At 37.1% G+C, this 24,213-nt stretch carries 24 protein-coding genes; 18 read left to right on the forward strand and 6 right to left on the reverse strand.

What is annotated here, in order from left to right; genetic code table 11:
* Positions 1-138 precede the first annotated feature (138 nt).
* The 9 genes from K5Q14_RS05825 (at position 139) to dld (ending at position 8,219) form a co-directional block, all read left to right on the forward strand.
* Entirely contained in the window at positions 139-396 is a 258-nt protein-coding gene (locus K5Q14_RS05825) for a helix-turn-helix domain-containing protein (RefSeq protein ID WP_220734895.1), read from the forward strand.
* A gap of 9 nt (positions 397-405) precedes the next feature.
* Positions 406-969 (forward strand): hypothetical protein, encoded by a 564-nt coding sequence (locus K5Q14_RS05830; protein WP_220734896.1) that lies wholly within the window; start codon positions 406-408, stop codon positions 967-969.
* Between the two features lie 20 nt (positions 970-989).
* On the forward strand, positions 990-1,913 hold the full coding sequence (locus K5Q14_RS05835) for an SDR family NAD(P)-dependent oxidoreductase (protein WP_220734897.1): 924 nt from the start codon (positions 990-992) through the stop codon (positions 1,911-1,913).
* A 21-nt stretch (positions 1,914-1,934) separates the two neighbouring features.
* Positions 1,935-2,663, forward strand: a complete 729-nt coding sequence (locus tag K5Q14_RS05840; protein WP_220734898.1) for an SDR family oxidoreductase — start codon at positions 1,935-1,937, stop codon at positions 2,661-2,663.
* Positions 2,664-2,972: 309 nt separating this feature from the next.
* Positions 2,973-4,304 (forward strand): dihydrolipoyl dehydrogenase family protein, encoded by a 1,332-nt coding sequence (locus K5Q14_RS05845; protein ID WP_220734899.1) that lies wholly within the window; start codon positions 2,973-2,975, stop codon positions 4,302-4,304.
* 225 nt (positions 4,305-4,529) lie between these two features.
* On the forward strand, positions 4,530-5,051 hold the full coding sequence (locus K5Q14_RS05850) for a PadR family transcriptional regulator (protein ID WP_220734900.1): 522 nt from the start codon (positions 4,530-4,532) through the stop codon (positions 5,049-5,051).
* 66 nt (positions 5,052-5,117) lie between these two features.
* Positions 5,118-5,555 (forward strand): OsmC family protein, encoded by a 438-nt coding sequence (locus K5Q14_RS05855; RefSeq protein ID WP_220734901.1) that lies wholly within the window; start codon positions 5,118-5,120, stop codon positions 5,553-5,555.
* Positions 5,556-5,672: 117 nt separating this feature from the next.
* Positions 5,673-6,362, forward strand: a complete 690-nt coding sequence (locus K5Q14_RS05860; RefSeq protein ID WP_220734902.1) for a matrixin family metalloprotease — start codon at positions 5,673-5,675, stop codon at positions 6,360-6,362.
* Positions 6,363-6,533: 171 nt separating this feature from the next.
* Complete coding sequence (gene dld, locus K5Q14_RS05865) at positions 6,534-8,219, forward strand: D-lactate dehydrogenase (RefSeq protein ID WP_220734903.1); 1,686 nt, start codon at positions 6,534-6,536, stop codon at positions 8,217-8,219.
* Between the two features lie 55 nt (positions 8,220-8,274).
* Here dld and K5Q14_RS05870 read toward each other — a convergent pair whose 3' ends face one another.
* The 3 genes from K5Q14_RS05870 to K5Q14_RS05880 all read right to left on the reverse strand — a co-directional run bounded on the left by K5Q14_RS05870 (position 8,275) and on the right by K5Q14_RS05880 (position 11,115).
* Positions 8,275-8,937, reverse strand: a complete 663-nt coding sequence (locus K5Q14_RS05870; protein ID WP_220734904.1) for a potassium channel family protein — start codon at positions 8,935-8,937, stop codon at positions 8,275-8,277.
* 40 nt (positions 8,938-8,977) lie between these two features.
* Positions 8,978-10,381 carry a TrkH family potassium uptake protein gene (locus K5Q14_RS05875; RefSeq protein ID WP_220734905.1) on the reverse strand — a complete coding sequence of 468 codons (1,404 nt, stop codon included), beginning with the start codon at positions 10,379-10,381 and terminating at the stop codon, positions 8,978-8,980.
* Between the two features lie 134 nt (positions 10,382-10,515).
* The gene (locus tag K5Q14_RS05880; protein WP_220734906.1) at positions 10,516-11,115 is read right to left on the reverse strand and encodes a TetR/AcrR family transcriptional regulator; all 600 of its coding nucleotides are present in this window, start codon (positions 11,113-11,115) and stop codon (positions 10,516-10,518) included.
* 105 nt (positions 11,116-11,220) lie between these two features.
* Between K5Q14_RS05880 and K5Q14_RS05885 the strand changes: the two genes are divergently transcribed.
* Entirely contained in the window at positions 11,221-11,715 is a 495-nt protein-coding gene (locus tag K5Q14_RS05885) for a folate family ECF transporter S component (RefSeq protein WP_220734907.1), read from the forward strand.
* 80 nt (positions 11,716-11,795) lie between these two features.
* Here the strand turns inward: K5Q14_RS05885 and K5Q14_RS05890 are convergent, their stop codons facing one another.
* Together K5Q14_RS05890 and K5Q14_RS05895 are read right to left on the reverse strand one after the other, a co-directional pair.
* Positions 11,796-12,209 carry an Rrf2 family transcriptional regulator gene (locus K5Q14_RS05890; protein WP_220734908.1) on the reverse strand — a complete coding sequence of 138 codons (414 nt, stop codon included), beginning with the start codon at positions 12,207-12,209 and terminating at the stop codon, positions 11,796-11,798.
* A gap of 98 nt (positions 12,210-12,307) precedes the next feature.
* Positions 12,308-13,162: an NAD(P)H-binding protein gene (locus K5Q14_RS05895; protein WP_220734909.1), complete on the reverse strand. Its 855-nt coding sequence runs from the start codon at positions 13,160-13,162 to the stop codon at positions 12,308-12,310.
* Between the two features lie 246 nt (positions 13,163-13,408).
* Between K5Q14_RS05895 and K5Q14_RS05900 the strand changes: the two genes are divergently transcribed.
* Positions 13,409-14,767, forward strand: a complete 1,359-nt coding sequence (locus K5Q14_RS05900) for an MFS transporter (RefSeq protein ID WP_220734910.1) — start codon at positions 13,409-13,411, stop codon at positions 14,765-14,767.
* A 634-nt stretch (positions 14,768-15,401) separates the two neighbouring features.
* Entirely contained in the window at positions 15,402-15,695 is a 294-nt protein-coding gene (locus K5Q14_RS05905; protein ID WP_220734911.1) for a hypothetical protein, read from the forward strand.
* A gap of 70 nt (positions 15,696-15,765) precedes the next feature.
* On the opposite strand, the gene K5Q14_RS05910 is transcribed toward K5Q14_RS05905, so the two are convergent.
* Positions 15,766-17,586 carry an MFS transporter gene (locus tag K5Q14_RS05910; protein ID WP_220734912.1) on the reverse strand — a complete coding sequence of 607 codons (1,821 nt, stop codon included), beginning with the start codon at positions 17,584-17,586 and terminating at the stop codon, positions 15,766-15,768.
* A gap of 206 nt (positions 17,587-17,792) precedes the next feature.
* On the opposite strand from K5Q14_RS05910, the gene K5Q14_RS05915 reads away from it, so the two are divergent.
* The 6 genes from K5Q14_RS05915 (at position 17,793) to K5Q14_RS05940 (ending at position 23,892) form a co-directional block, all read left to right on the forward strand.
* Positions 17,793-18,347: a TetR/AcrR family transcriptional regulator gene (locus tag K5Q14_RS05915; RefSeq protein WP_220734913.1), complete on the forward strand. Its 555-nt coding sequence runs from the start codon at positions 17,793-17,795 to the stop codon at positions 18,345-18,347.
* A 215-nt stretch (positions 18,348-18,562) separates the two neighbouring features.
* Positions 18,563-20,119: an ABC transporter ATP-binding protein gene (locus K5Q14_RS05920; protein WP_220734914.1), complete on the forward strand. Its 1,557-nt coding sequence runs from the start codon at positions 18,563-18,565 to the stop codon at positions 20,117-20,119.
* Entirely contained in the window at positions 20,119-21,255 is a 1,137-nt protein-coding gene (locus tag K5Q14_RS05925) for an ABC transporter permease (protein ID WP_220734915.1), read from the forward strand. The genes K5Q14_RS05920 and K5Q14_RS05925 overlap by 1 nt, the downstream gene beginning before the upstream one ends.
* Positions 21,256-21,257: 2 nt before the next feature.
* A complete protein-coding gene (locus tag K5Q14_RS05930) occupies positions 21,258-22,214 on the forward strand; it encodes an ABC transporter permease (protein WP_220734916.1) in 957 nt (318 codons plus the stop codon).
* A gap of 380 nt (positions 22,215-22,594) precedes the next feature.
* A complete protein-coding gene (locus K5Q14_RS05935; protein ID WP_220734917.1) occupies positions 22,595-23,023 on the forward strand; it encodes a hypothetical protein in 429 nt (142 codons plus the stop codon).
* Positions 23,024-23,094: 71 nt separating this feature from the next.
* Positions 23,095-23,892 (forward strand): hypothetical protein, encoded by a 798-nt coding sequence (locus K5Q14_RS05940; RefSeq protein WP_220734918.1) that lies wholly within the window; start codon positions 23,095-23,097, stop codon positions 23,890-23,892.
* Positions 23,893-24,213: the final 321 nt, after the last annotated feature.

Here is a 24,213-nt window from a genome sequence, read left to right on the forward strand (position 1 = left end):
TTTTGCGTCATGGGTTATTCTCCTACGTCTATTATATCGTAGTAGAAACCGTGTCCATGTTTTTAGACTAACACCATATTGGTATCAAAATGGTAAGATAATAGTAACGAGATACTGTATTTGAAGGTGGGTTTATATATGCAAGATGTACTTAACGAGGCAACCAAACGCATTGGCGAACTGGTTAAATCAAATAGAAAAAAGAAGCGATGGACGCAATCCGATTTAGCAGATGGAATTTGTTCTCAGGCTATGATTAGTAGTATTGAAAGTGGGCGTGACATGCCTAATGTTTTTTTGTTTTATAAATTATGCGAAAAACTAGATGTCACGCTAACAAGTTCATTTTTAAAAGAAATATTGAACTTTGAAACTTCATCGAATTTTTCTGAGTAAGTTTTTCATTTGTGTAAAAATCATCAATATAAAGAAATGATAGAGTATATGGATTCGAGTAAGATTTTGGATAAGCTTGAGTCTAACAGAGACTTTCAAACTTATTATTACTACTATGCTTGTGCCCTCTATCAGACAAAAGGAAGCTTGCATGAAGTAGAAAGATATCTAAAAATTGCTGTAGCTTGTACGCTTAAAAAACCGTATACTCCTAAAAATCAAATCGAAATATTGTTGGTTAACGCACTGGGTGTTGTGAATGTAGACTTTGGTTTTTTTGAAAAAAGTTTTGATCTTTTCGATATAGCCTATAATGCCTTCTTAGAGTGTAAAGAAAACAGTGAAAATTTAAATGTGATTTCTTACCAGTATGGTGTTTTCTTGTACAAACAAGAAAGGTATTTGGAGTCTCTCTCTGTTCTCTTAAAGGGTTTTGACGATGTTGTCAAAAAAGAGACGTTTTTTATGCTGGCTGAATACTCATTATTAATTTCTAAGTGTTATAAACACATTGGTAATAATCTGGATGCAAAACGATATTATGATAAATACGGCGTTTTTTTAGATATGTGAGTAGTTAGGAAAGGAAAATTATGAGACACTTTTCCTTGCATGAACCAAGACCTAAAGTAATACTTGGTGAAATATGTTTGGTGTTTCTAGAGTATTATCAGGAAACAAACTATTTTTATGCAGTAATAAATGTTTTAGAAGGGCGATTACACATTAACAGTAAAACACTTGGATCATTTGTAAAGGATGTAAAAAATATGTCAAGAAGAACAACCAGTGATAAAAAAACTGTTTTTATTACTGGATCTAACAGAGGGATCGGTTACGGGATAGCTAAGTATTGCGATTCACAGGGTTATAATATAATTTTACATGCTAGACATGAATTTTCTGAAAAGATTTTGAGTCAATTTAATAATGTATTAGATATTGCAATTTTTGATATTACGGATAGTAAAACAATGTCCAAAGAAATAAAAAGAATTTTGTCCACAAATGTAGCTATAGATATTTTAATAAATTGCGCTGGTATCACCAATGATTCTATTTTGGTGAACATGACTCATCCTGATTTTACTAATGTTTTAAACACAAATTTTTTGGGAACCGTCAATATCATGAATCAATTAATTCCAAAAATGGTTGAACAAAGGGGGGGATCGATTATAAACATTAGTTCAGCAATTGCTGAGAGTGGAAACGTTGGTCAAGCAAACTATGCTGCTTCAAAATCGGCAATTATTGATTTTACACACATTTACGCACATGAGTATGCATCTGAAGGAATCAGAATTAATGCAATTTGCCCTGGTATGATAGTTAGTTCAATGACCGATAAGTTATCAGAGAAGATGAAAAAATATGCCTTATCCAAAATTCCACTGAAAAGATTCGGAAATGCATCCGAGGTAGCTCAAATTGTTATGGCAGTAGCGCTTAATACATATATGACAGGATCAGTGGTGGATGTTAATGGTGGTTTACGCATGGGAAACAACAGTTAATTATGAAAGGTAATAAATAACATGAAAAAAATTGTGATAACTGGTGGCGGGTCTGGGGTAGGATTTGCCATAGCGAGAGATTTATCAGAAAACAATAGTGTAATTCTGGTTGGTCGTAATGAAAATAAATTACAAGTAGCGAAACGAATGCTTGGAGACAATGTAAATTATGTAACTGGAGACTTGTCAACAACTTTTGGACGCAAAAAAGTTGTTGATTATATTTTACAAAATACAAATAAAATTGATGTTTTGATTCATAGTGCGGGAATTTATCCAGTTAATAGTCGGGATAATATAGACAATAACTTGTTAGCACATTATTATTTGACAGTGGACCTTTTAAATGTTCTAAATGGCAGTCGTGTGTTGATTACTACGGGTAATCCGCAAGCTGTTAATATGGCTCCAATTTGTGAGCAACAATCTAATCAAATGATGCGTGCTGCATGGGTTGTCACTCATAAAACTTTGTTAGTCCAATTGCTTGTCGACAAATTGAGAAATAACAAAACTACTATAAACAGTTTTTTTCCTGGAGATGTTAGAAGTGACTTGATGGATTATACAAAGTCCTTGACAAATACATCAGTGCCAGTAGGTAAATTACTGGCTTTAGGTAAAGAATTTGAGAAGATTAGTGGTCAGTTTTTTGATGAAAAAGGCAATATGGTTGATCTAAATTTGGATAAGTACAATAAGGTTAGTGCAGTGAAATTTTTATCGAACTATATTCCAAATATTAACTAGCAAGACTGATTTCAGATTAGTAGACTTTCTTTGACAGTAATTTTAAAGGCAAAATTAACCTGACAAAATATATTTTATATTCATTTTTTGCTAACCGTTTGTTGCTATATTGAAAGCACAGACGGTTTTCTTACTAAAAAATAGTCTAAAACAATTAAGGTTAATATAGGTCGATACCAAATTATCCACAACCACCCCCAAAGCTAATTCATGTAACTTCACCCAAAGCGGTTTATACTATAGGTAACGTGATCGCTAAACAAGTTGATGTTTAGCGCGATTTCCTAGTACGCCATTGGAGGTTAATGAATGACAAAGCAATATGATTATGATGTGTTATATCTTGGTAGTGGGCATGGTACCTTTGATGGCGCCATTCCGTTGGCACAATCAGGTGTCAAGGTTGGCATCATTGAGGCTGATATGATTGGTGGTACGTGTCCTAATTATGGCTGCAATGCTAAAATCACACTTGATGCACCTGTAACACTAACGCGAGCAGCCGAGCGACTATCTGGTATTGTTCAGGGGAAGCTGACAATTGATTGGACGCAGAATGAGGCCCATAAAGAAGCCGTTATTAATGGCTTGCCGGATATGATTGGTGGGTTATTAGATCAGTCTGGTATCGACGTGATTCACGGACGTGGCGTGTTTGAAGATAATCATACAATCATTGTTGATGGTAAGGCAGTAACTGCTGACAAGATTGTCATTTCAACTGGGTTACGCCCACATCGTCTGGATATTCCTGGTACGGAATTGGCACATGAAAGTCGTGATTTTATGGCATTGAAGACTTTGCCACAAAAGATAGCCATTATTGGATCGGGTTATATTAGCATGGAATTTGCGACTATTGCGAATGCAGCTGGTGCCGACATTACTGTGCTTATGCATGGTGATCGTGTGTTACGACAATTTCACGCCCCTTATGTTGACAAAGTCGTGACCGACTTAGAACAACGCGGTGTCACGTTTATTCCAAATGCTGATGTTACTGCCTTTGAAAAACATGGCAATCAAACGCAAGTGGCATATAGTAATGGTCAGTCTTTGTTAGTTGACTGGGTCTTGGATGCTTCAGGGCGAATTCCTAATGTAGAAAACATTGGTTTAGAAACAATTGGCGTCACTTATAATCAATCAGGTATTCCTGTTAATGATTATCTGCAAACAAACGTTGAGAACATTTATGCATCAGGGGATGTACTTGATAAAAAGCAACCCAAGTTAACACCAACAGCTATTTTTGAATCAACGTATCTTTTCAAACAATTCTCTGGTCAAACAAAATCGCCAATTCAGTATCCTGTTGTACCATCAGTTGTCTTTACATCACCAAGAATTGCACAAGCAGGTGTTTTGGTAGAAGATTCTGAAAAAGGCGATTATGATGTGCAACAAACTGACCTCACCAAAGATTGGTATCGCCAAGTTGACAACGAAACAATCGCTGATAACATCTTGATTTTTGACAAGCAACATCATTTGGTGGGTGTGACTGAAGTCAGTGAACAAGCTGAAAATGTCGTTAATACATTATTACCAGCCATTGAATTTGAATTTGGACCAGATAAAATTGGTCGATTAATTCATTTATTCCCATCGATTGGCATGGCAACTTGGGGACAATTATAAGATAAACTGACAGCGTGGCTTTTGTCACGTTTTTTATTAATTGTTATATATAATCATAAAAAGAACCCTTTCAGTTGGATTTCTCTAACTGAGGGGGTCCTTTTCATCTAGGCATATATTGTGCCTAGAAAAGCATGTTTATTTATTCAAATAAATAAGAATATTAACGAAGACTATGTTAATGGCGTGTATAATAAAGATAGCAAACAAGTGGAGGATATGTTGATGGCAATGAAGGGTAGAGAGATAATTTTAGGTATTTTACAGAGTGGACCGCATACTGGTTATGAAATTAATGACATTTTACAGACACGATTAAGTCATTTTTTTGATGCCACTTTTGGCATGATTTATCCGACTTTAAAAAAGTTGGAAGCCGAAAAATTAGTGACTAAGCAACAAATATCACAAACTGATCGACCAAATAAGAATATTTATACAATTACAGAAGTAGGGCAAGCAGAATTTTCAAAAGCCATCGGTGCACCGACTTCGGATGAAATTCTTAAATCTGATTTTTTGATGCATCTTTATTTTAGTCAAGATTTGCCAAAGGATCAGGTAACCGTATTTTTTCAAGAAGAAATTGCACGTAAGGAAGTTAAGCTGGTGACGTTACAAGCACAATTGGCAACATGGATCGAAAATGGCATGACCGAGCGACAAAAGGTAACGTTTGATTATGGGATTGCTTATTACACAGCGACATTAGCCGTTTTAAAAAAAGCAGTGAAATCAAATCAATAGTCAGCAAATAGTATGCTAACCTGCTACAATAATCTTGTAAAAGTATATTGTCAGTCAGGAGATATTATGATAAATGGCAGCTTGTATCATACTGAAATTGAAAATACAGCTGGTCTAGTTGGTCGCGTCAAAACGGTTACAACCAGTGATTTAAGTGTTCAGACCAGTGGCCCATTAAGTGACGAACCGGGCACTAATCCAGAGCAATTGTTGGGGGCATCACTAGCGACTTGTTTGAATGCGACAATCGAAGCTGAAGAAAAGCGACGACAATTAGCGCATAAAAGCGTTGTGCGTGTTGGCATTGACATGGCACGGGATCAGAAAGGCTTTCAATTTTTTGTAACAGCACAAGTGAAAATGCCACATGTCAATCGTCAAGAGGCGGTAGATATGTTAGCAATTGTTGCGCAGCGCTGTCCAGTATCTAAATTGTTATCGGGCAGTTCGAATGTTCATATTGTATTAGTCGATGAATTTGATTTTAATCAGGCAATAAATTAAAGCAACTAGTCAAAAAGTAGTTGCTTTTTACTTACTTAAAATTAGTTAACATCAATTTAATATGACGCGTGTATAATTTAGTTGCTGATTAACATTTAAATTGGCGGAGGATATCACGTGAAAATTTCTAGAATAATTAAACTAATAATCATAGTCTTTGCGGGGACCTATCTTTTTCAAAATCCTGACAAAGTCACACAGGGGCGCGAATGGGTTGGTCAAAAAGTGCAACAGTGGGCATTTTTACTTGATGAAAAGAGTGATCAGTATAGATCACCAGAACAAACAGCTACGGCAACTAGTGGTGGCACAGTACAAGAATCTGGTAGCCATGATGCGACGCATTTAAATGGGGCAATTTGGGCTAAAAAAACGCTTAATGTTTATTTTGACGTGTCGGCGAATACTATGCCAGAGTATTCTGAAGCATGGCATCGTGCATTTGATCGTTGGAATGCTGTTGGTGTATTAACTTTAGTGGCTGTTACTGATCAATCTAAAGCAGACATTGTTTTGACGACGGAAGATCGTAGTGACACGCAACAGGCAGGGGTCGCGGAAACACAATTCTTAGTTAACCCAATAACTGGTAAAAGAGTGATGACACATGTCGTAGCAAAATTAAATAAGCATTATTTGAATTATTATTCTGCTACGCGTAAAGTCAATACGGCCGAACACGAACTGGGACACGCGCTTGGTTTGGATCATACAGATGATCGTGAATCTGTCATGCAATCTCAAGGATCTGAATATGGTATTCAAACGGTGGATGTTAATCGCTTAAAGGTCTTATATCAAAATTAAAAATTTGTGCTACCATTCACAAAATGATAAAATATCTACTTAAAATTGCAATTCATGTCATAAAAGTGCCCTAAGTCTTTTAAAATCGACTTTTTTAAAATTAAAGTGGTATAGTGTAAATATACTATGCTTTGAAAATTTTTCAAAACATAAATTTTATGGGGGTTTATTATGACAACTGTTCAAGAATTGACAGAAATTGTTGGTAACAATCACATCATCACTTCAGCTGCAAAATCATTACGCTATCGCAGTGGATACCGTAGTGGGCAGGGGGATGCATTGGCGGTTGTACTGCCTGGTAATATGATGGAGTTATGGCAAGTATTGAAAGTACTGCATGCTCATAACATAATTATTATTATGCAAGCTTCTAATACCAGCTTAACTGAAGGTTCAATTCCGGCACCGGGTTACGATCGTGACTGTGTTGTGGTTAATGGGACACGAATTAAAGGGGTACAATTGATTAACCATGGCGAAGAAGCATTGGCTTTTCCAGGGACGACACTATTTAAACTCGAAAACGCATTAAAGGCGATTAATCGAGAACCACACTCAGTTATTGGCTCATCAAATTTGGGTGCGTCTGTTATTGGCGGCATTAACAATAATTCTGGTGGTGCATTGATCCAACGTGGGCCAGCATATACAGAATTATCATTGTACGCCCAAATTGATGCCAATGACGAATTACATCTTGTGAATCATTTGGGTATTGACTTAGGAGATACACCTGAGGAAATGATTAATAACCTTGAAAATCGAAATTTTGATATTGACAAGGTTCAGAAAGATGACAAACGTGTCGGACATAATCGTGATTATGAGGCGCGTGTTCGTAATATTGGTTCACATACACCAACACGTTATAATGCTGATCCCAATGAACTATATGAAGTTTCAGGTTCATCAGGTAAATTAGCAGCGTTTGCTGTTCGCTTAGATACTTTCCCAAAAGAGGGTGCATCACAAGTATTTTATATCGGTACGAATGAGCCAGCGGTGTTAGAAAGATTGCGCCGCCATATTCTATCTGAATTTAAGAATTTACCCGTATCTGGGGAATATATGCATAAAGAGGCCTACGATTTGGCCAAAAAGTATGGGAAAGATTCACTGCTCGTCATTGATACAATTGGTACGAACATGTTACCTTATCTGTTTGGCTTGAAATCAACAGCTGAGCGTATATTAGCTCATATTCCGACCTTTAAACCATACTTCCCTGATCGCATGTTGCAACATGTAGGTCAAGTATTTCCCAATCAATTACCTAAAAGAATTGAAGCTTATAGCGATAAATATGAACATTATCTGCAATTAAAGATGGTGGGTGAAGGCATTGATGAAGCACGTCAATACTTGAAAGAATTTTTCAAAACGGAGTCAGGCGACTATTTGGAATGCACGCCTTCAGAAGCAGACAGAGCGGCAACGCATCGTTATGTTACAGCTGGTGTTGCTATTAGATATCAAGAAGTTTTCCAAAGTAAAAAGTTGGATATTTTACCATTAGATATCGCTTTACCTCGTAATGAGTTTGATTGGTTTGAACATCTGCCAAAGGAAATCGAGGATAAAATTGAACATAAGTTATATTATGGTCATTTTCTTGATCATGTGATGCATCAGGATTATATTTTGAAGCCAGGTGTAGATCCACATGAGTTGAAATTAGAAATGTTGAAATTGCTTGATAAACGTGGGGCTATTTACCCTGCCGAACATAACGTTGGCCATTTATATCATGCTGCTTCAACGTTAGTGAACCATTATAAGCGCAATGATCCAACCAATAGTTTCAATCCAGGTGTTGGTTTGACAACCATGGAAAAATATTGGGGTAATTATTAATTAAAAGTCATAAAAAATACGCGACACATGTTTTAAAACATGTGTCGCGTATTTTTTATTTATTAGTCATTTGATCAAAATCATCAACCATATCTTTTGGCCCAACAACGGATAAAATATCTTTATGGTGTATCTCATATTTCGAATCTGGCGCAACAATCACTTCACCGTCATGGCGTACGGCAATGACATTTAGACCGAATTTTTTGTGAATATTCAATTCGGAAATAGTTTTTCCAGTAAAGGTAGGATTGACAATTTGTACCTCGGCCATTGAGTAATCATCAGATAATTCGATGAAATTTAACATGTTTGGTGCTAGAAGTTTACGTCCAATACGTTCACCCATTTCGCGTTCGGGTTGCACAACCAAATCAGCACCAATTTTTGTTAAGACGCGTAAATGGGTACGATTTTCGGCCTTAGCAATAACATTTTTAGCACCGAGGTCTTTTGCATTGATGGTAGCTAAAATACTGGCCTGCATATTATGTCCAATAGCAATCACAACGTGATCAAAACTTGCAATGTCGAGTTTTCGCAAAACATCATCTTCTTGTGCATCAGCGATGACCACTTGAGTCGCAATATCACGATATTCGTTAACGTGCTCTTCACTGATATCAATGCCAAGCACGTCTTGACCATTAGCAATAAGGGTTTCGAGTAGCGCACCGCCAAAACGGCCGAGTCCAATGATAGCATATGTTTGACGCATAATGAATTTCTCCTAAATTTTGTATGATATAGTGATTAAGCTAACCGATAATAACTGTTTCTTCTGGGTATTGATAAGGTGCGTGATCGGCATGTACGTTTAGAATTGAAAACATGACAGTATAGACACCCACACGACCAATGAACATCGTTAACATGATAACACATTGTCCAAAAACATTTAAATGTGGCGTGAGACCGAGTGTCAATCCGGCTGTTGCGAAGGCACTGACAACTTCAAAAACAATATATTCTAACCCGTATTTGGAATCAGTGCCTTGTGTCAGCATCAGTAAAAATGACAGAACACCTAAGAAAAGTAAGGATACAAAAACAAGTAAGAGCGATCGTGAAATGTTTTCGTTTGTTAATCGACGATGAGCAAAAGTCACGTCTTTTTTACCACGTAAAGCAGCATGCGTCTTGAGTAATAAAACACCTAATGTTGTTGTTTTGATACCACCAGCCGTTGACCCTGGTGTACCGCCGATATACATCATCATAATGGTTAACAGAATTGTAGCGGGGGCCATTTGACTGAAACTAAATTGCGAAAAACCGGCTGTTCGATATGAGATTGACATAAATAAAGTGTTGGCAACGCGATTAAAGCCAGATAAATGTGATGCAATTGCTAAATTACTTTCAGTTAATTCAAATAATAACCAACCGCCAACAATTAGTGCTCCAGTCATCATAAGCGCGAGCTTTGAATGTAAGGTCAATTTATGTGAATGATGATACAGTAGGACATCACGCCAGACTAGAAATCCCAAGGAGCCAGCAATAATCAAAGCGGCAATGATTAATAAAATCCAAGGCTGATTGGCATAAGCCATATCACCAGCTGGCAGTATGGAAAAACCAGCATTTCCAAAAGCAGAAACAGCGTGAAAAACAGCATAGAATAGGCCACGTTTGATACCAAAATCATGAATGAAAAATGGCGTTAATAGTGCGGCGCCAACAAGTTGAATAATAACCGATAATTTAATGACATAACCAAAGACAGCTCGTGTATCATAAAGGCTCTCTAAACTATAGACTTCTTGTACCAACATTTTATCGCGCAGATTCATTTTTTTACGTGTTGCCGTGAACAGAAGTACGGAAAATGACATAAATCCGAGGGCACCAATTTCAATTAAAAACATAATCACAATTTGGCCAAAAGTCGTCCAATGTGTTGCGGTGTTAACAACGGTCAAGCCAGTAACAGAGGCTGCTGACGTAGCTGTGAACAAGGCATCCATGAACGAATGGCCCATATCGCCATTATAGCTAAAAGGCAGCATGAGTAATAATGCGCCGACCGTAATGACAGATAAAAAACCTAACGTCAAACGTTGTGGCATAGAGAGTCGGGACAGAAATGTGCGTCGTTGAGATTGGTTATGAAATTTTTTCATCTCTGCTTCAGTAGGGAGTTCTATTTTCCGTGACATATTTTGTGTAATTTAACTTCCTTTATATCAAAAGTGGGGATTTAACCATTCTAACATGCTTTATTTCATTATACACGTTATAGAACTGTTGATTGATCTCACGGCACATCGTTTTTAAATTTAAATCTTGATTATCAAGTGAGTTGATGCATAAATATCTGAAATTGGTCGTCAATTTGTTGCTCTTTTAGTGTGCCAGTCAATGCCATGATACTCATACCTTCAATGAGCAGCATGAAACTATCAGCAAGTGTTTTGGTATTGTGATTTGTTATTTTATGTTGTTTAACACCAAGATCTAAAATGGATCTCACTGTCGCCTTTGTGGCATTCATTTGTTTTTGTTTTAAATGGCTATCACGAGCATCATGATGAGTAAAAGAATACTCATACATGGCGCGGAGTAGCGATGGGGCACCCTGTATATGATTGATTAGTCGACTTTTGTGTTCACTGAGGTAGGCGTCGAGTAGGTCATCGAAAAGTGGTTCATTTTTAACAGCTTCACGAATATCATCAAATTGGCGCACAGAACGTTGCGTTATTGTTTCAAAAAAAATGTCGTCAGGTGTATGAAAATATAGATAAATACCACCCCGACTAATATCGCAGGCATCAATAATATCTTGCATGGTCACATTCAGAAAGCCTTTTTTTGAAAATACTTTTTGAGCGCCGACTAAAATCGCTGCTTTTTTTGTTTCACTTCGTTTGTTGGAAACATTTTTATTCATACACACACGCTTTCTAAATTTAATATGACACAGATGTCATTATGTAGTATAATTCATTTTATGAAATGACACAAGCGTCATTTTAAAGAAAGAGGGTTTAACTTCATGAATTTATCGATTCAAAAAGTAACAGGGGTTGCAATGCTAATTGCAATCAACATCATATTGGGAAAAATTAGTATTGGTCCAGCGTTTGCTGCTGTTAATTTTGGTTTTGTTGCGTTAGTGTTAGCTGGCTATTTATATGGTGTCAAACTAACAATGCTGGCTGCAATTTTAGCTAATCTGCTGGCTTTTACGATTATGGGTAGTGGTGCTTTTTCATTTTGGTTTGTCATACCGGCAGCCTTGGCAGGGGCAACGTACGGTTTATTGTACCAACCATCTTTACTTCGTATTTTTATGGTTAATATTGTTGTTGTCATAGGTGTCAGTTTTTTGTTGAATACGAGCTTAATTGCCTATGTTTACCATTTGAATTATGAGTTGTTATTGACAACAAGAATATTTAAAATGATTGCTAGCCTTATTGTGCAAACGATAGTTACTTATGTATTATTGAAACACACGGCTATTATTAACTTAAAAAAACAACGATAGTAGAGATATTGTAAGATACAACTAAAAACTGCAGAAGTTCTAAGGTTATTGTCAACAATAACCCCGAGTTTCTGCAGTTTTTATTTTAAAATATCTTGAATCACGTTAGCCAGTGAAATTGTTTTCATTTGGTTATACGCAGCGGATTCAATGTCACTATAAAAGTGATTTAATGTTTCTTGAATATGGCCACCAACTAAACAGTTTGGGTTTGTTTTGGGATCAATATTGAGTAGATTATGTGTCATGTTAATCGCGCAATAAACATCATAAATGCTAATATCATCTGGTGATTTTGCTAGTTGTGGTGTAGCGACACCTTGATGCGTTGAGAGTAGATTGGCCGACCGGAGGTCAAGCATTAAATTACGCACAACACTAGCGTTTGCACCAATGCTAGCTGCAATCGATTTACTGGATAAATCCTGTTGCTTCAATATTTCAATGTAAGCTAAAATGTGTATCGCATCGCTTAATTTATATGAAAGTCCCATATTAGTCGTATCCTCGATTCTATCAGGTAGTCATTCAAGCATTATAGCATAGTTATCACATAAAAAAGGCATCTTATTGGGGATGCCTTTTATCCGGTTTAGTTGCGAGCTAAAATTTCTTTGAGTGCTTCAGGTAGTGGTGTTAATTCGCGACCTAAAACATCAGGTAAGTCATGTGAAGGCACATCTAATGAGCCTTCGTCAATTGGTGACTGGAATGAGGCAAACAAAGTTGCTAAATCCTGAGACAAACCACTTTTTTCAAGTGTGGCAATATAGTCATCTAGTGTTTCTTTTGTTACTGTAATTTTTTCTTCTGTGGCCTGAGCTAAAGCTAAACCAAGTGATTCATAATCATTGATAGATCCAGAGAATTCGTAAATGGCTTTTGGTGCATCGCTGACAAGCACTTTGACAGCAGCTTCGGCATATTCACGTTCCAAAGCCCATCCAGCACGACCGGTTGCCCAATAAGATGTAGCATGTTGACTGGCACCAGCGGTGATAAAGCCCATCTCATTTTCGAGATACCAATTATTTCTTAGTAGTGAATGTGAGAGACCTGATTTTGATAAGGCTTTTTCAGTCGCTAAGTGATCACTTGCTAGAGCACTAACGGACTGATCTGCATGAATGAAACTTGTATAGGCTGCAAAAGAGACTTTACTAGCGACTAGAGCATCAACGACATGTTGATGCTGTGTTTCACGTGGTACTGGGCCACCTGGTTGAGAGGAAATAAACAAGACGCGATCGACACCAGCTAAGGCGTGTGTCATTGCGTCGGTGTCGTCATAATCAGCTTGGCGGACATCAGCACCGGCAAATAATTCTTGCGCTTTTTCCAAGTTTCTAGCAATGACAACAATATCTTTAACGTCGACTAATTCTTGTAGATAATGGTAAGCTAATTGGCCAAAGTGACCTGTTGCAGCAGTAATTGCATATTTCATGGTGTTTTTTCCTTTTCTGTTTTCTATACAAGTATTATAGCACAACTTGTTGTTTATAAAACAACAAGTTACCAAAAAATTAAATGTGATTCAGGTAAAATGATGAATGGCTTGTTTTATTATTGACTTTCATGCCAATTCATCTATAGTTGATATTGGACTAAATAATGATTATAGCCTGTATCAAAGCTGAACGACCAAATTAGGGAGAGCAGTTTTTATTTTTTGAATAGAGGAACTCATTTTATGAAAGAAAATACGTCGTTAAAAACAACTTTAAATATTGTGTCAGTAGCCCTCGTGGCATTCTCAGGAATCATGGCAGAAACAGCAATGAATGTTACTTTTCCAGTCTTATCAAAAGAATTTCATACTGACTTGAATGCCATCCAGTGGGTGACCACTGCTTATTTACTTGCTGTGACGATCATGGTAACAACAAGTTCTTATCTTATTAAACGTTATAGTAGCCGTCATCTCTGGTTGGTTAGTATCGCTTTTTTCGTAATTGGCACATTAATTTGTGGATTTTCATCCAATTTGACGTTCTTAATTTTAGGGCGCGTATTAGAAGGTATTGCTGCTGGTATTGCCATGCCACTAGTCTTTAATATTGTTGTGGCAACAGTACCAGCTGCAAAAATTGGCGCTTGGATGGGTCTAGCCTCGATGATAATTAGCTTGGCCCCCTCTTTTGGACCAACGTACGGTGGTGCCTTAGCCGATACATTTGGTTGGCGGTCGATCTTTTTTATTTTGTTGATTGCGCCAACAATATCTTTGTTGTTAGGTTGGAAAACAGTGCATGAAATAAAGCGCCATCAAGTACAAGGCGCCTTTGATGGATTGGCTTTCTTAGCATTAGCCCTATTTTTAGCAAGTGCCTTACTGTTAGTCAATAAACTAGAGGGTGGGCGCGTTGATTGGACATGGTTCATTATAGCGATTGTCACACTAATTATATTTGTTATTCGGGGGATGACTTCCAAAGCTAATTTCTTAAACCTCAAGCTATTTGTACAGCCAAAGTTCATCGCGTTGTTAATACCTATTTCCTTGTATATGTTCATTTTACTAGGTTTAAATCTTATTATTCCGACTTATTTACAGTACTTTTTACACGCTTCAAGTTTTTGGGCAGGATTTTCTTTGCTCCCAGGTGCATTGATTGGCGCGCTCTTAGCACCACTATTTGGTCGTTTATATGATCTAAGAGGTCCTAAATTACCATTATATTTAGGAAATGGTATTTTTACAGTTGTCATCGTTATCATGACTTTATGGATTCCAAAATTATCGTTACCTTTAATTATTATCCTTTACATTCTTTTTATTATTGGCCGCAACATGGCATATACAAGCGCCCAAACTGCTGTTATTGTAGATGAAGATGCCCTTCAAAAGGCTGACGCGACGGCTATTGTGCAGACCTTACAAATGTTTATGGGGGCACTCGGAACAACTGTCGGTGCACTTTTCCAAGCAAAATATGGTGCTGTTAATGGTTTACAGCATTTTTCTTGGTTATCAGTGGTCTTGTCCATACTAATTTTTGGATTGTTTGCTGTTTATTTTTCTAGAAAACTTCAAGTGAAACGTGCTTAAAAGGGACTAAATTGTATCATAGCTCTTATATTTAAGTTAATGGTAATATCGAATGCACATCAAATTAAATAATATTCAAAGCCAAATATTTGTTATGATAGTATAAGCGTTGAGATTAAGCGCTAGAAGGGAGGTGGACTCCTTTGGAACCTATATATTCTTCACTGCAACAGCTCCAAGCCTCGTTATGGCAGATATTCGTGGCTATAACGGTAATCTGGTTGCAGAAGTTATTTAACGATCACGATCGTTAAATACATGTGCCTCGTCTGGCAGGACGGGGCTTTTCATTTCACAAAAAAAGTTCATCGCTGGCAGGCGACGAACTCGAGGGCTAGTGAACTCCTAGACCTATATATTCTATAATCAAATTATATCATTATACGAGACAAAAACAAAATAATTTGCGTTGCTTTTAAAGGATAAAGATAGTTAAGCATTCGAGTAAGTATGATTCCTACAGTGTCATTAATTAAAATGACTGATAAACTAATGCGTAGACATGATTATTCAGAGCGTGCTCTTTTATGAGGGTAAATGGCGACACAATTATGAGATTAAAAAATGATTTTGATATTAATATCAAGATATATGAGCAAGGTAAAATTAAGAAAAATGGGTGGATTGAGTTAATGTGATTGATTTATTGGGAATGATTGTCATATTTGCTGATGAGCTATTTGATGTGGACGATAAAAAACCTTTTGGCTTTAAATTTTGGTTATCTGTGATTGTGTGGCTCGCTTCTTTGGGCTTTTTAATGACAGCCATTATTTTTGCGTTGTCTTTATTACCCATGCTAAAATCAGACATATGGTGGGTCATTGCAATCGTAGATAGTCTACTGATCATGTTTTCTTTTTACACTGGCAAAAGAGTGATCTTATGGGCTCATGCCATCATCAACAATATCAAAGCACATACTTAAAACAATAAAACCCGATAACTTAGACATCTACGTAGTCTAAGTTATCGGGTTTTATGTCATGTTCATGCGATTAATCCGTCACACGCCTATCTGAAAATAAAGCAATAGGCGAACAAATCACTAATATTATGGCACAGATGAGATAGGTCTTACTAAAGGCTTGGCTCATTTGTGTATTTTTGTGTACTTTAATTTGATGTAATGCGTCTTGCAATTCATCTTTCTGTGCTAAAAGTTGAACTGCGGTTGACGTTTTGTTTTGACCCTTTTCAAGCGTGGTGCTACCGCTCATTAGCGAGTTAATAATTGTCGTTGCTTGTGCATTTGAAGCTGTTAAATGACTCGTTTTTTGAAGTGCTTCGGTTAATTGATTTGTGCCTACGCTTAGTTTTTGTGTGGCGTCGTAGAGTGTTCTATAATCTGTATTTGCTGCAGGGATAGGTAGATGACTTTGATCTGAAGCAGCTGTTTTAAGTTTATGAGTGAGCTGTTTTTGTTTTGCGGCATAATCCGTATTTTTACTGTCATCTTTTGAAAAGAGCGTTTTAATTTCAGTGGTTGCGACATGACGCGTGTGGTCAGAAATGTTTTTGCTGTTAACAGTTGCAATCGCGGTGTCGCTAATATCATTTTTAGCAGTCGCAACATTGGCATTAAGTATGGTCACCAATACGGCAATCCCTAAACACATGCCAATTTGACGTGCAGAATTGGCAATACCAGATCCGGTACCGGTTTTCGCTTGTGGTAGATGCTTAACTGAGGATACGTAAGACACGGTGGAAAAACCAAATCCGGCACCACTAATAATTAAGAATACGATCATCACGGTTCGAGAAGTCTCTGTGGTGATTAATGATAGTGTCAGAAAACTCGCTGATATGAGTAATATACCAATAAAATTGACGGGATTAGCGCCAACTTTATCGGATAATTTTGTACCTAACGGCATGGCGACAACGATTGCTAGAGATACAGGAATAATTGTTAATGCGGCATGCAAGGCCGTATAATTTAAAACGTTTTGCAAATAATAATTGAAAATAACACTAGGAACAACTAAAGCAAAACCAGTGATTAAATAGACAATGCTTGAGGCCGTGAATGTTTTTTCACGGAAAAGATTGAATTCAACGATAGGGGATGATACTTTTAGTTCCACAAAGATAAATAGGATGAGACCAACGATACCAGCACCAAAACTTGATAAAATTAGGGTTGAAGTCCAACCATATTCTCTGCCCTCTAGTAGACCAAATGTCAAACCGCCTAACGTCAGTGTTAACATGAGCATACCTAGTATGTCGAATTTTCCGACTAAGGTGTCGTCATAAGATTCCCTTGTAAAGATGAGTACAAGTAGGAAAGCAATCACACCAATTGGGACATTTAATCCAAAAATCCAATGCCATGAGGTGTATTCAAGAATGATACCGCCGGCAGCAGGCCCACTAGCAGCAGATAGCGCCGTAAACGCACCCACCACCGCAGCAATCTTAGAGATGTTTTGTTTTCCTAAAAGATTAATCCCTATGGGTAGAACAAGTGGTGTGATAATTGCCCCGCCAATGCCTTTGAAAAATCTAAACACGAGTAACATGGACAACGAATTGGCGTACATACAAGCTGCAGAAAAGAGGGTAAAGAAAGCCAACCCTAATAACATGACCTTTTTACGACCAAATTTGTCAGCGAGTTTAGTTGCTGAAATCATAAATACAGCCAACGCCAAGGCATAAATTGTTGCCACCCAACTCGCACCAGATAAATTAGTGTTAAACTCTGTCATGAGTTTCGGCAAGGCAATGTTGACAATTGTGCTATCAAGCGTGCCCATAAACGTGGCAATAATCAGACCTGCAAAACCCAATATTTTTCCTGTTTTACTCATGAAAAATCCCTGCCTTTTTGAATAACATTGTTTATTTCCTCCTTTTTGACAACCTCATAGGTGTCATAATTTTTGTCACTTGTGTGACATCAGTGTATAGTGTACGCTAAATATAGTGAAGAAAACGTTATGTGAATACTATTTTAACTAGTGACGCATTTTTAAAAATGTGTGTCTCACGGTGTGGATAGTCAAAGGAGAGTAACATGAAAAATAGAATAGCGGTACAGACTAAGCGTAGAATTAGGGATGCTTTGTTGACATTATTAAAAGAAGAACAGAACCTAGGGATGATAACCATAGCAACATTGAGTGATGAGGCAGGTATTTCTCGTAGAACTTTTTATCGCTATTATGCATCTAAAGAAGAAATCTTGACAACCTATATCACCAGTTTGATCAATGAATACATTGTAGAATTAAAGCAAAGTCATCCAGAAAAATTTGAAGATTTGGTCGTTTTTTTCTTCAACTTTTGGACGCAGTATGCGGACGAATTATCGATTTTTCAAAAAGCAGGACTATTTTCAATTATTGTGGAAACAAGTAACAAGGTACTGCCTGATCTATATCCGACTGTTGGTGCACCGTGGCAGATCGCATCAAAAAATCAGCAAGATATTGTGTATGCAATAAGATACGGTATTGGTGGTTTTTGGAATGTGCTGAGTCAATGGTTAGCATTTGATAGAGAAAATGTGAGTGTGCCAGAATTATCACATATGTTGTTAAATGCCATGAATTCAGCAAGAGAGAAATAAAAAATTCCTGATACAAAACGTGTTAACTATTTGATTTAATAATAGGGACAACAACTGTCCGGTAAATTAATTGAAACAATTGGACCGCAACAAACATGATATAATATTCTTTAACGAAAAAGCCACGAACAATGTGTGTTCGTGGCTTTTTTAAAAATATTTTAGAAAGTGGAATTGCGTGAGTCGTCTCACGACTCATGCTTTGGTAAAATATAATGACCGAATTAACACCAGTCATTGAGATGCGACATATTATCAAAAAATTTGGTAATTTTGCAGCCAATGATGACATTAACCTACAAGTCCAACAAGGTGAAATTCACGCGTTACTTGGTGAGAACGGTGCTGGAAAATCAACATTAATGAACATTCTAACAGGCTTGTTGCAGCCCACGTCAGGAAAAATTCTGATTAATGGTAAACAAGTGACAGTTGATTCACCATCAAAATCTGATGCGCTCGGGATTGGTATGGTACACCAACACTTTATGTTGATTGATGCTTTTACCGTAACAGAAAATATTATGTTAGGGTCAGAAATTACTAAGGGTTTCTCGCTTGATACTAAAACGGCAGCCCAAAAAATCAAACAATTGTCTGAACAGTATGGGTTACAAGTCGACCCTTATGCTAAAATTTCAGATATTTCAGTTGGTCAACAACAGCGTGTTGAGATCTTAAAAACACTATATCGTGGCGCTGATATTTTGATATTTGATGAACCAACTGCTGTGCTAACGCCACAGGAAATTGATGAATTAATTACAATTTTCCATAACTTAGCCAAAGAAGGTAAGTCAATTATCTTAATTACACATAAACTCGATGAAATTCGTGCTGCTGCGGATACGGTGACGGTTATTCGTGCAGGCAAGTCAATTGAGACCTTCCCAGTTGCTGGTGTATCGTCACAGGAGTTAGCTGACCTCATGGTCGGTCGCGAAGTGCATTTTAAAACGGTTAAAGAGACAGTCGAAGTTGGGGAAACAATCCTTAAAATTGATAAAATTGAAGTCCAAAATGCGCGTGGTGTTGCGGCTGTTAAAGATTTCTCATTAGCAGTTAAGGCGGGCGAGATCGTTGGTATTGCCGGCATTGATGGCAACGGTCAAACTGAATTAGTCCAAGGTATTACTGGACTAACGAAAGTGCAATCCGGTGCTGTGCTGTTACATGGTAAAGATATGACGAATAAAACACCACGTCAAATTACTGAAACGGGTGTTGGGCATATCCCAGAAGATCGCTTACGTTTTGGTATGGAAGTTGATATGACTTTATCCGAAAACTTAGCATTGCAAACGTACTACAAATCACCACTTTCAAAAGCTGGGGTGCTACAACCAGCTGAAATGGATAAATTAGCTCAAAAGTTAGTTAAAGAATTTGATGTGCGTTCAGCTGGTATCCAAGTGACTGCGGGCTCAATGTCTGGTGGTAATCAGCAAAAAGCAGTTATTGCACGTGAGTTAAATCGTGACAATGACCTTATCATTGCTGCCCAACCCACACGTGGATTAGATGTTGGTGCTGTTGAGTATATACATCAACGTCTTATTGCGCAACGAAATGCAGGCAAAGCAGTCTTGGTTGTCAGCTTTGAGTTAGATGAAATATTGAACTTATCAGATCGTATTGCTGTGATTAATGCCGGTCAAATTGTTGGTATTGTTAATGCAAAAGATACAAATAAACAAGAATTAGGGTTGTTAATGACGGGAATGAGTTTAACAGATGCACGTGCAGCACTTAAAGAAAAGGTGAATGCCTAATGACAACACAAAAAAATTCGCTTTCAGTTGCCCTATTTTCTGTTCTTTTTGGCCTCATTATCGGGGCTATCATTATGCTAGTGTTTGGTTATAATCCAATCGCCGGTTATATGGCATTACTTGGTTCTGCTTTTGGATCGATGCAAGATATTGGTGGTGTTTTAACACAAATGACGCCATTAATATTAACGGCGTTAGGTTTCACAGTGGCTCAAACAGCTGGCTTCTTTAATATCGGCTTATCTGGTCAAGCATTAGCTGGTTGGGTTGGCGCTGTTTGGTACAGTCTTAGTTTTCCAGATATGCCAGTTTACCTGATGATTCCTAGTGCCTTGATTATAGGTGCTGGTTTAGGTGCCCTAGCAGGGGCTATTCCAGGTTGGCTACGGGCACAATTTGGTGCCAGTGAAGTGATTGTTACTATTATGATGAATTATATTCTATTATTTTTAGGTAATAACATTTTACAAAATACGATGTCTAAAGGCATTAAAGAATCTGCTGAGACCACAAAACAAGTTGGGGCAAATGCTTCTTTGCAAATGAAATGGTTAACTGATTTAACCCAAGGTTCTAGTATTTCAGCGGGTATCTTCATTTCATTAATTATGATTGTTGTGGTGTGGTTTATCATGACAAAAACGACACTTGGCTTTGAAATTCGTGCAGTTGGTTTGAACCCAGATGCAGCAAAGTACGCAGGTATGTCAGCTAAACGCAATGCAGTTGTCGCCATGGCTATTTCTGGTGGTTTGGCTGGCTTAGCCGGCACAATTGAAGGTCTAGGTAATTATCTGAACTTCTTTACACAAAATGGGTCGCCAGCTATTGGATTTGATGGTATGGCGGTTGCCTTATTAGGTGGCGGCTCATACCTCGGTATTCTTGGCGCTGCGGCTATCTTATCCATATTAAAAATTGGTGGTTTGGGTATGCCAATGTCTTCTGGGGTACCATTTGAATTAGTTGATATTGTGACGGCATCGATTATTTTCTTCGTGGGTGCCAGTTATTTGATTAAGCTCATGCAAGCACGTATTAAAGCCATGGATGAAAAAGCCGCCCAAACAACTAAAGCTAAAAAATTAGCAACTGTTGGTTCGACAAACGACAGTAATCAGAAGGACGGTGAATAAATATGACATTAATGGCGATGTTAGCACTTATTATTTCTAGTACATTAGTTTATTCTGCACCGTTAATTTTCACGTCAATTGGGGGTACTTTTTCCGAACGCGCTGGTGTTGTTAACGTGGGTTTGGAAGGTATCATGGGGATGGGCGCATTTGCCGCCGTGGTCTTTAACCTGACATTTGCAGGTACTTTAGGCGCTGCAACACCTTGGTTAGGGTTACTAGCTGGTGCAGTTGTCGGACTATTGTTTTCGTTACTGCACGCAGTTGCGACAGTCACATTACGTGCTGATCATGTTATTTCCGGAACAGTGATTAACTTGATGGCACCAGCGTTGGGTGTGTTCTTAATTAAAGTACTTTACGGAAAAGGCCAAACGGCACCCATTGCACAAGATTTTGGTTATGCGTCGGTACCAGGTTTGTCAAAAATCCCTTTCTTGGGACAATTGTTTTTTGAAAAGACGTCTGGACCCGCATGGTTAGCAATACTTGTTGCGGTCATTTCTTGGTATATTATTTTCAAAACAAAATTTGGGTTGCGTTTACGATCAGTTGGTGAAAATCCACAAGCAGCTGATACACTTGGATTAAGCGTGGCACGGTTACGTTATTCAGGTGTGATGATTTCTGGGCTACTTGGCGGTGTTGGTGGTGCCGTTGTGGCGCAATCAATCTCATTAAATTATTCAGCCAGCACCATTGTTGGTCAAGGGTTTATGGCAATGGCGGCCATGATATTTGGTCGTTGGAATCCGATCGGGGCGCTATTTGCTTCACTTTTCTTCGGGTTGTCACAATCATTAGCAGTGGTTGGTGCACAATTACCAGGATTGAACACTATTCCATCTATATGGCTACAAATTGCACCTTATATCCTAACAATTATTGTGCTTGTGTTCTTCTTTGGAAAGACACGGGCACCTAAGGCGGATGGTGTGAATTATATTAAGGCAGCTTAGTTGTTGGTATGTGAGTTAAAAGACGTTATACTTTTTAACAAAAAATTGCAATAAGGCACAATAGTTTTGATCAGTAAATCAAAACTATTGTGCCTTATTTTTTATATGTATTACACTAAGTTAATATTATTAAAATTATATATAATTTATCACATTTATATAGACGCTGTACGCGGATTTCTGAGTAAAATCAAATACTGCACGTTTTAAATAACGTAGTTATTTACGAAGAAGTGAGTGGTAAAAATTATAATTGTAAATATTTTCACGAAGCTCAAAATTGAATTATTTATTAATAATTTAATTAAAAATTTAATTTTCATTGACAAGTTTTATATTAACCTGTAATATTATATTTCTATTGAAAAGGAGGATTTTTAATGAATAGAGTGAAACAACTTTGTTTAACTACGCTGGGAGCTGCAATACTGACTACGGGATTTCTAGTAACATCACCAAATGTTAATGTATCAGCAGAGAATATTTATACTGGTCATCAAGAATTTAGATGGAATAGCCCGACAGATTGGAGTTATAACCAGCAAAAATGGACGACATCAGCATATAAATTATATGCGACAAAAATGTCTGTGCCATCTTATAGAGCCACAGCTTGGGGACATTCTTATCTAGCTGGTCGTACTGGGAACGCTGATGTTTCTGAAGGACGAAGCTATGTTGTTAGGCCATATAGCAATATATATCTTTATAATAAGTTAGTGGAGTGGTATGGTACTGGGAATAACGCATTTATTAATGCGTATTCCCAAAATAACGGCAGTGCTGATGGTAGTTGGTACGCGGATTGATGCAAAAATATCTGTGAATTCTATTCATGGATTTTTTTTATGATTAATAATGATATACATGGGGAAGTAAAATGAATTTTTGGATGCATCGATTCAAATTAAAACAATATTTTATAGGCATAACAATTGCTATAGCTATTGTTATTTTTCACGCTGGTTCAACAATTTTAAACATTTGGTCATTTTTCGATCAATCACCTTTTTTATTTACACCATTTACAAAATGGATTTCAATTGATTCTGGACCAATAACATTACTTTTATTTTTGAGTTTACCACTTTTGTGTTGTTTATCAGGTAGTCAAATATATATTGATGATATTGAATCTGGTTTCGTTTGGCATGTTGTTCAAAAAAGACCGTTAAAAAAATATATATTAAGTATTGAAGTCATTTCTTTTTTGAGTGGTTTTATAACTGTCTTTATCCCACTGTTAATAGATTTTGTTATTTTATGGTTTTTTCTACCGTATTTATTGCCGAATTTAGTTGTTAACGAAAATTTAACCGTATTAAATGCAACAACTTTTTTTGCTAATACATATTACACCAAGCCAGTATTATTTGTAATTTTTTATATTTTACTGCCGTCATTTTTTGGCGGTATGTATGCTTTATTTTCGACTATGATTGCAAGTTTTACAGGAAAAAAATTCCTAAGTGTCACAGCTAGTTTTCTAGTTATATCTGTACTATCTGTCATATCGGGAATTTTACCCGATATATTTTATGCGCCAAACCTAATTTCCATAGCTTCCAGTCCTGTTTACTTACCAAACTTTCTGCGGGTTATTTCTAGCTATCTGATTACAATGTTATTTATCTCTATAGCAATCATATTTGGAGTCAGACGTCATGTTAATCAATAAATTTATTGCTAGAAAAAAAACGAGCATACAACGAATAGCGGGATTGTTAATTTTTATGACGTGGACTGTTTTATGTCTTTTGGGTATTTTGAGTGCAACTAGTCATTTAAAATCTGAACATAATTTATTCGAACTTTTTTTTACTGCGATTCAAAACCCTAGAAATCAATTGCAGTATGGCATACCTTTAATGATTGTGATGGCTTTAATCATGTTCATTAAGCCTACGGCACATGAGATTTATAGTTTAGTTAATAATAAGTCTTTGGGAAAATTTATATGGCGCTATTCTTTTAAAATAGCTTTACTGTTTTTATGGGG

Origin of the sequence: Leuconostoc inhae, assembly GCF_019656015.1 — a bacterium.
Taxonomy (GTDB): Bacteria; Bacillota; Bacilli; order Lactobacillales; family Lactobacillaceae; genus Leuconostoc; species Leuconostoc inhae_A.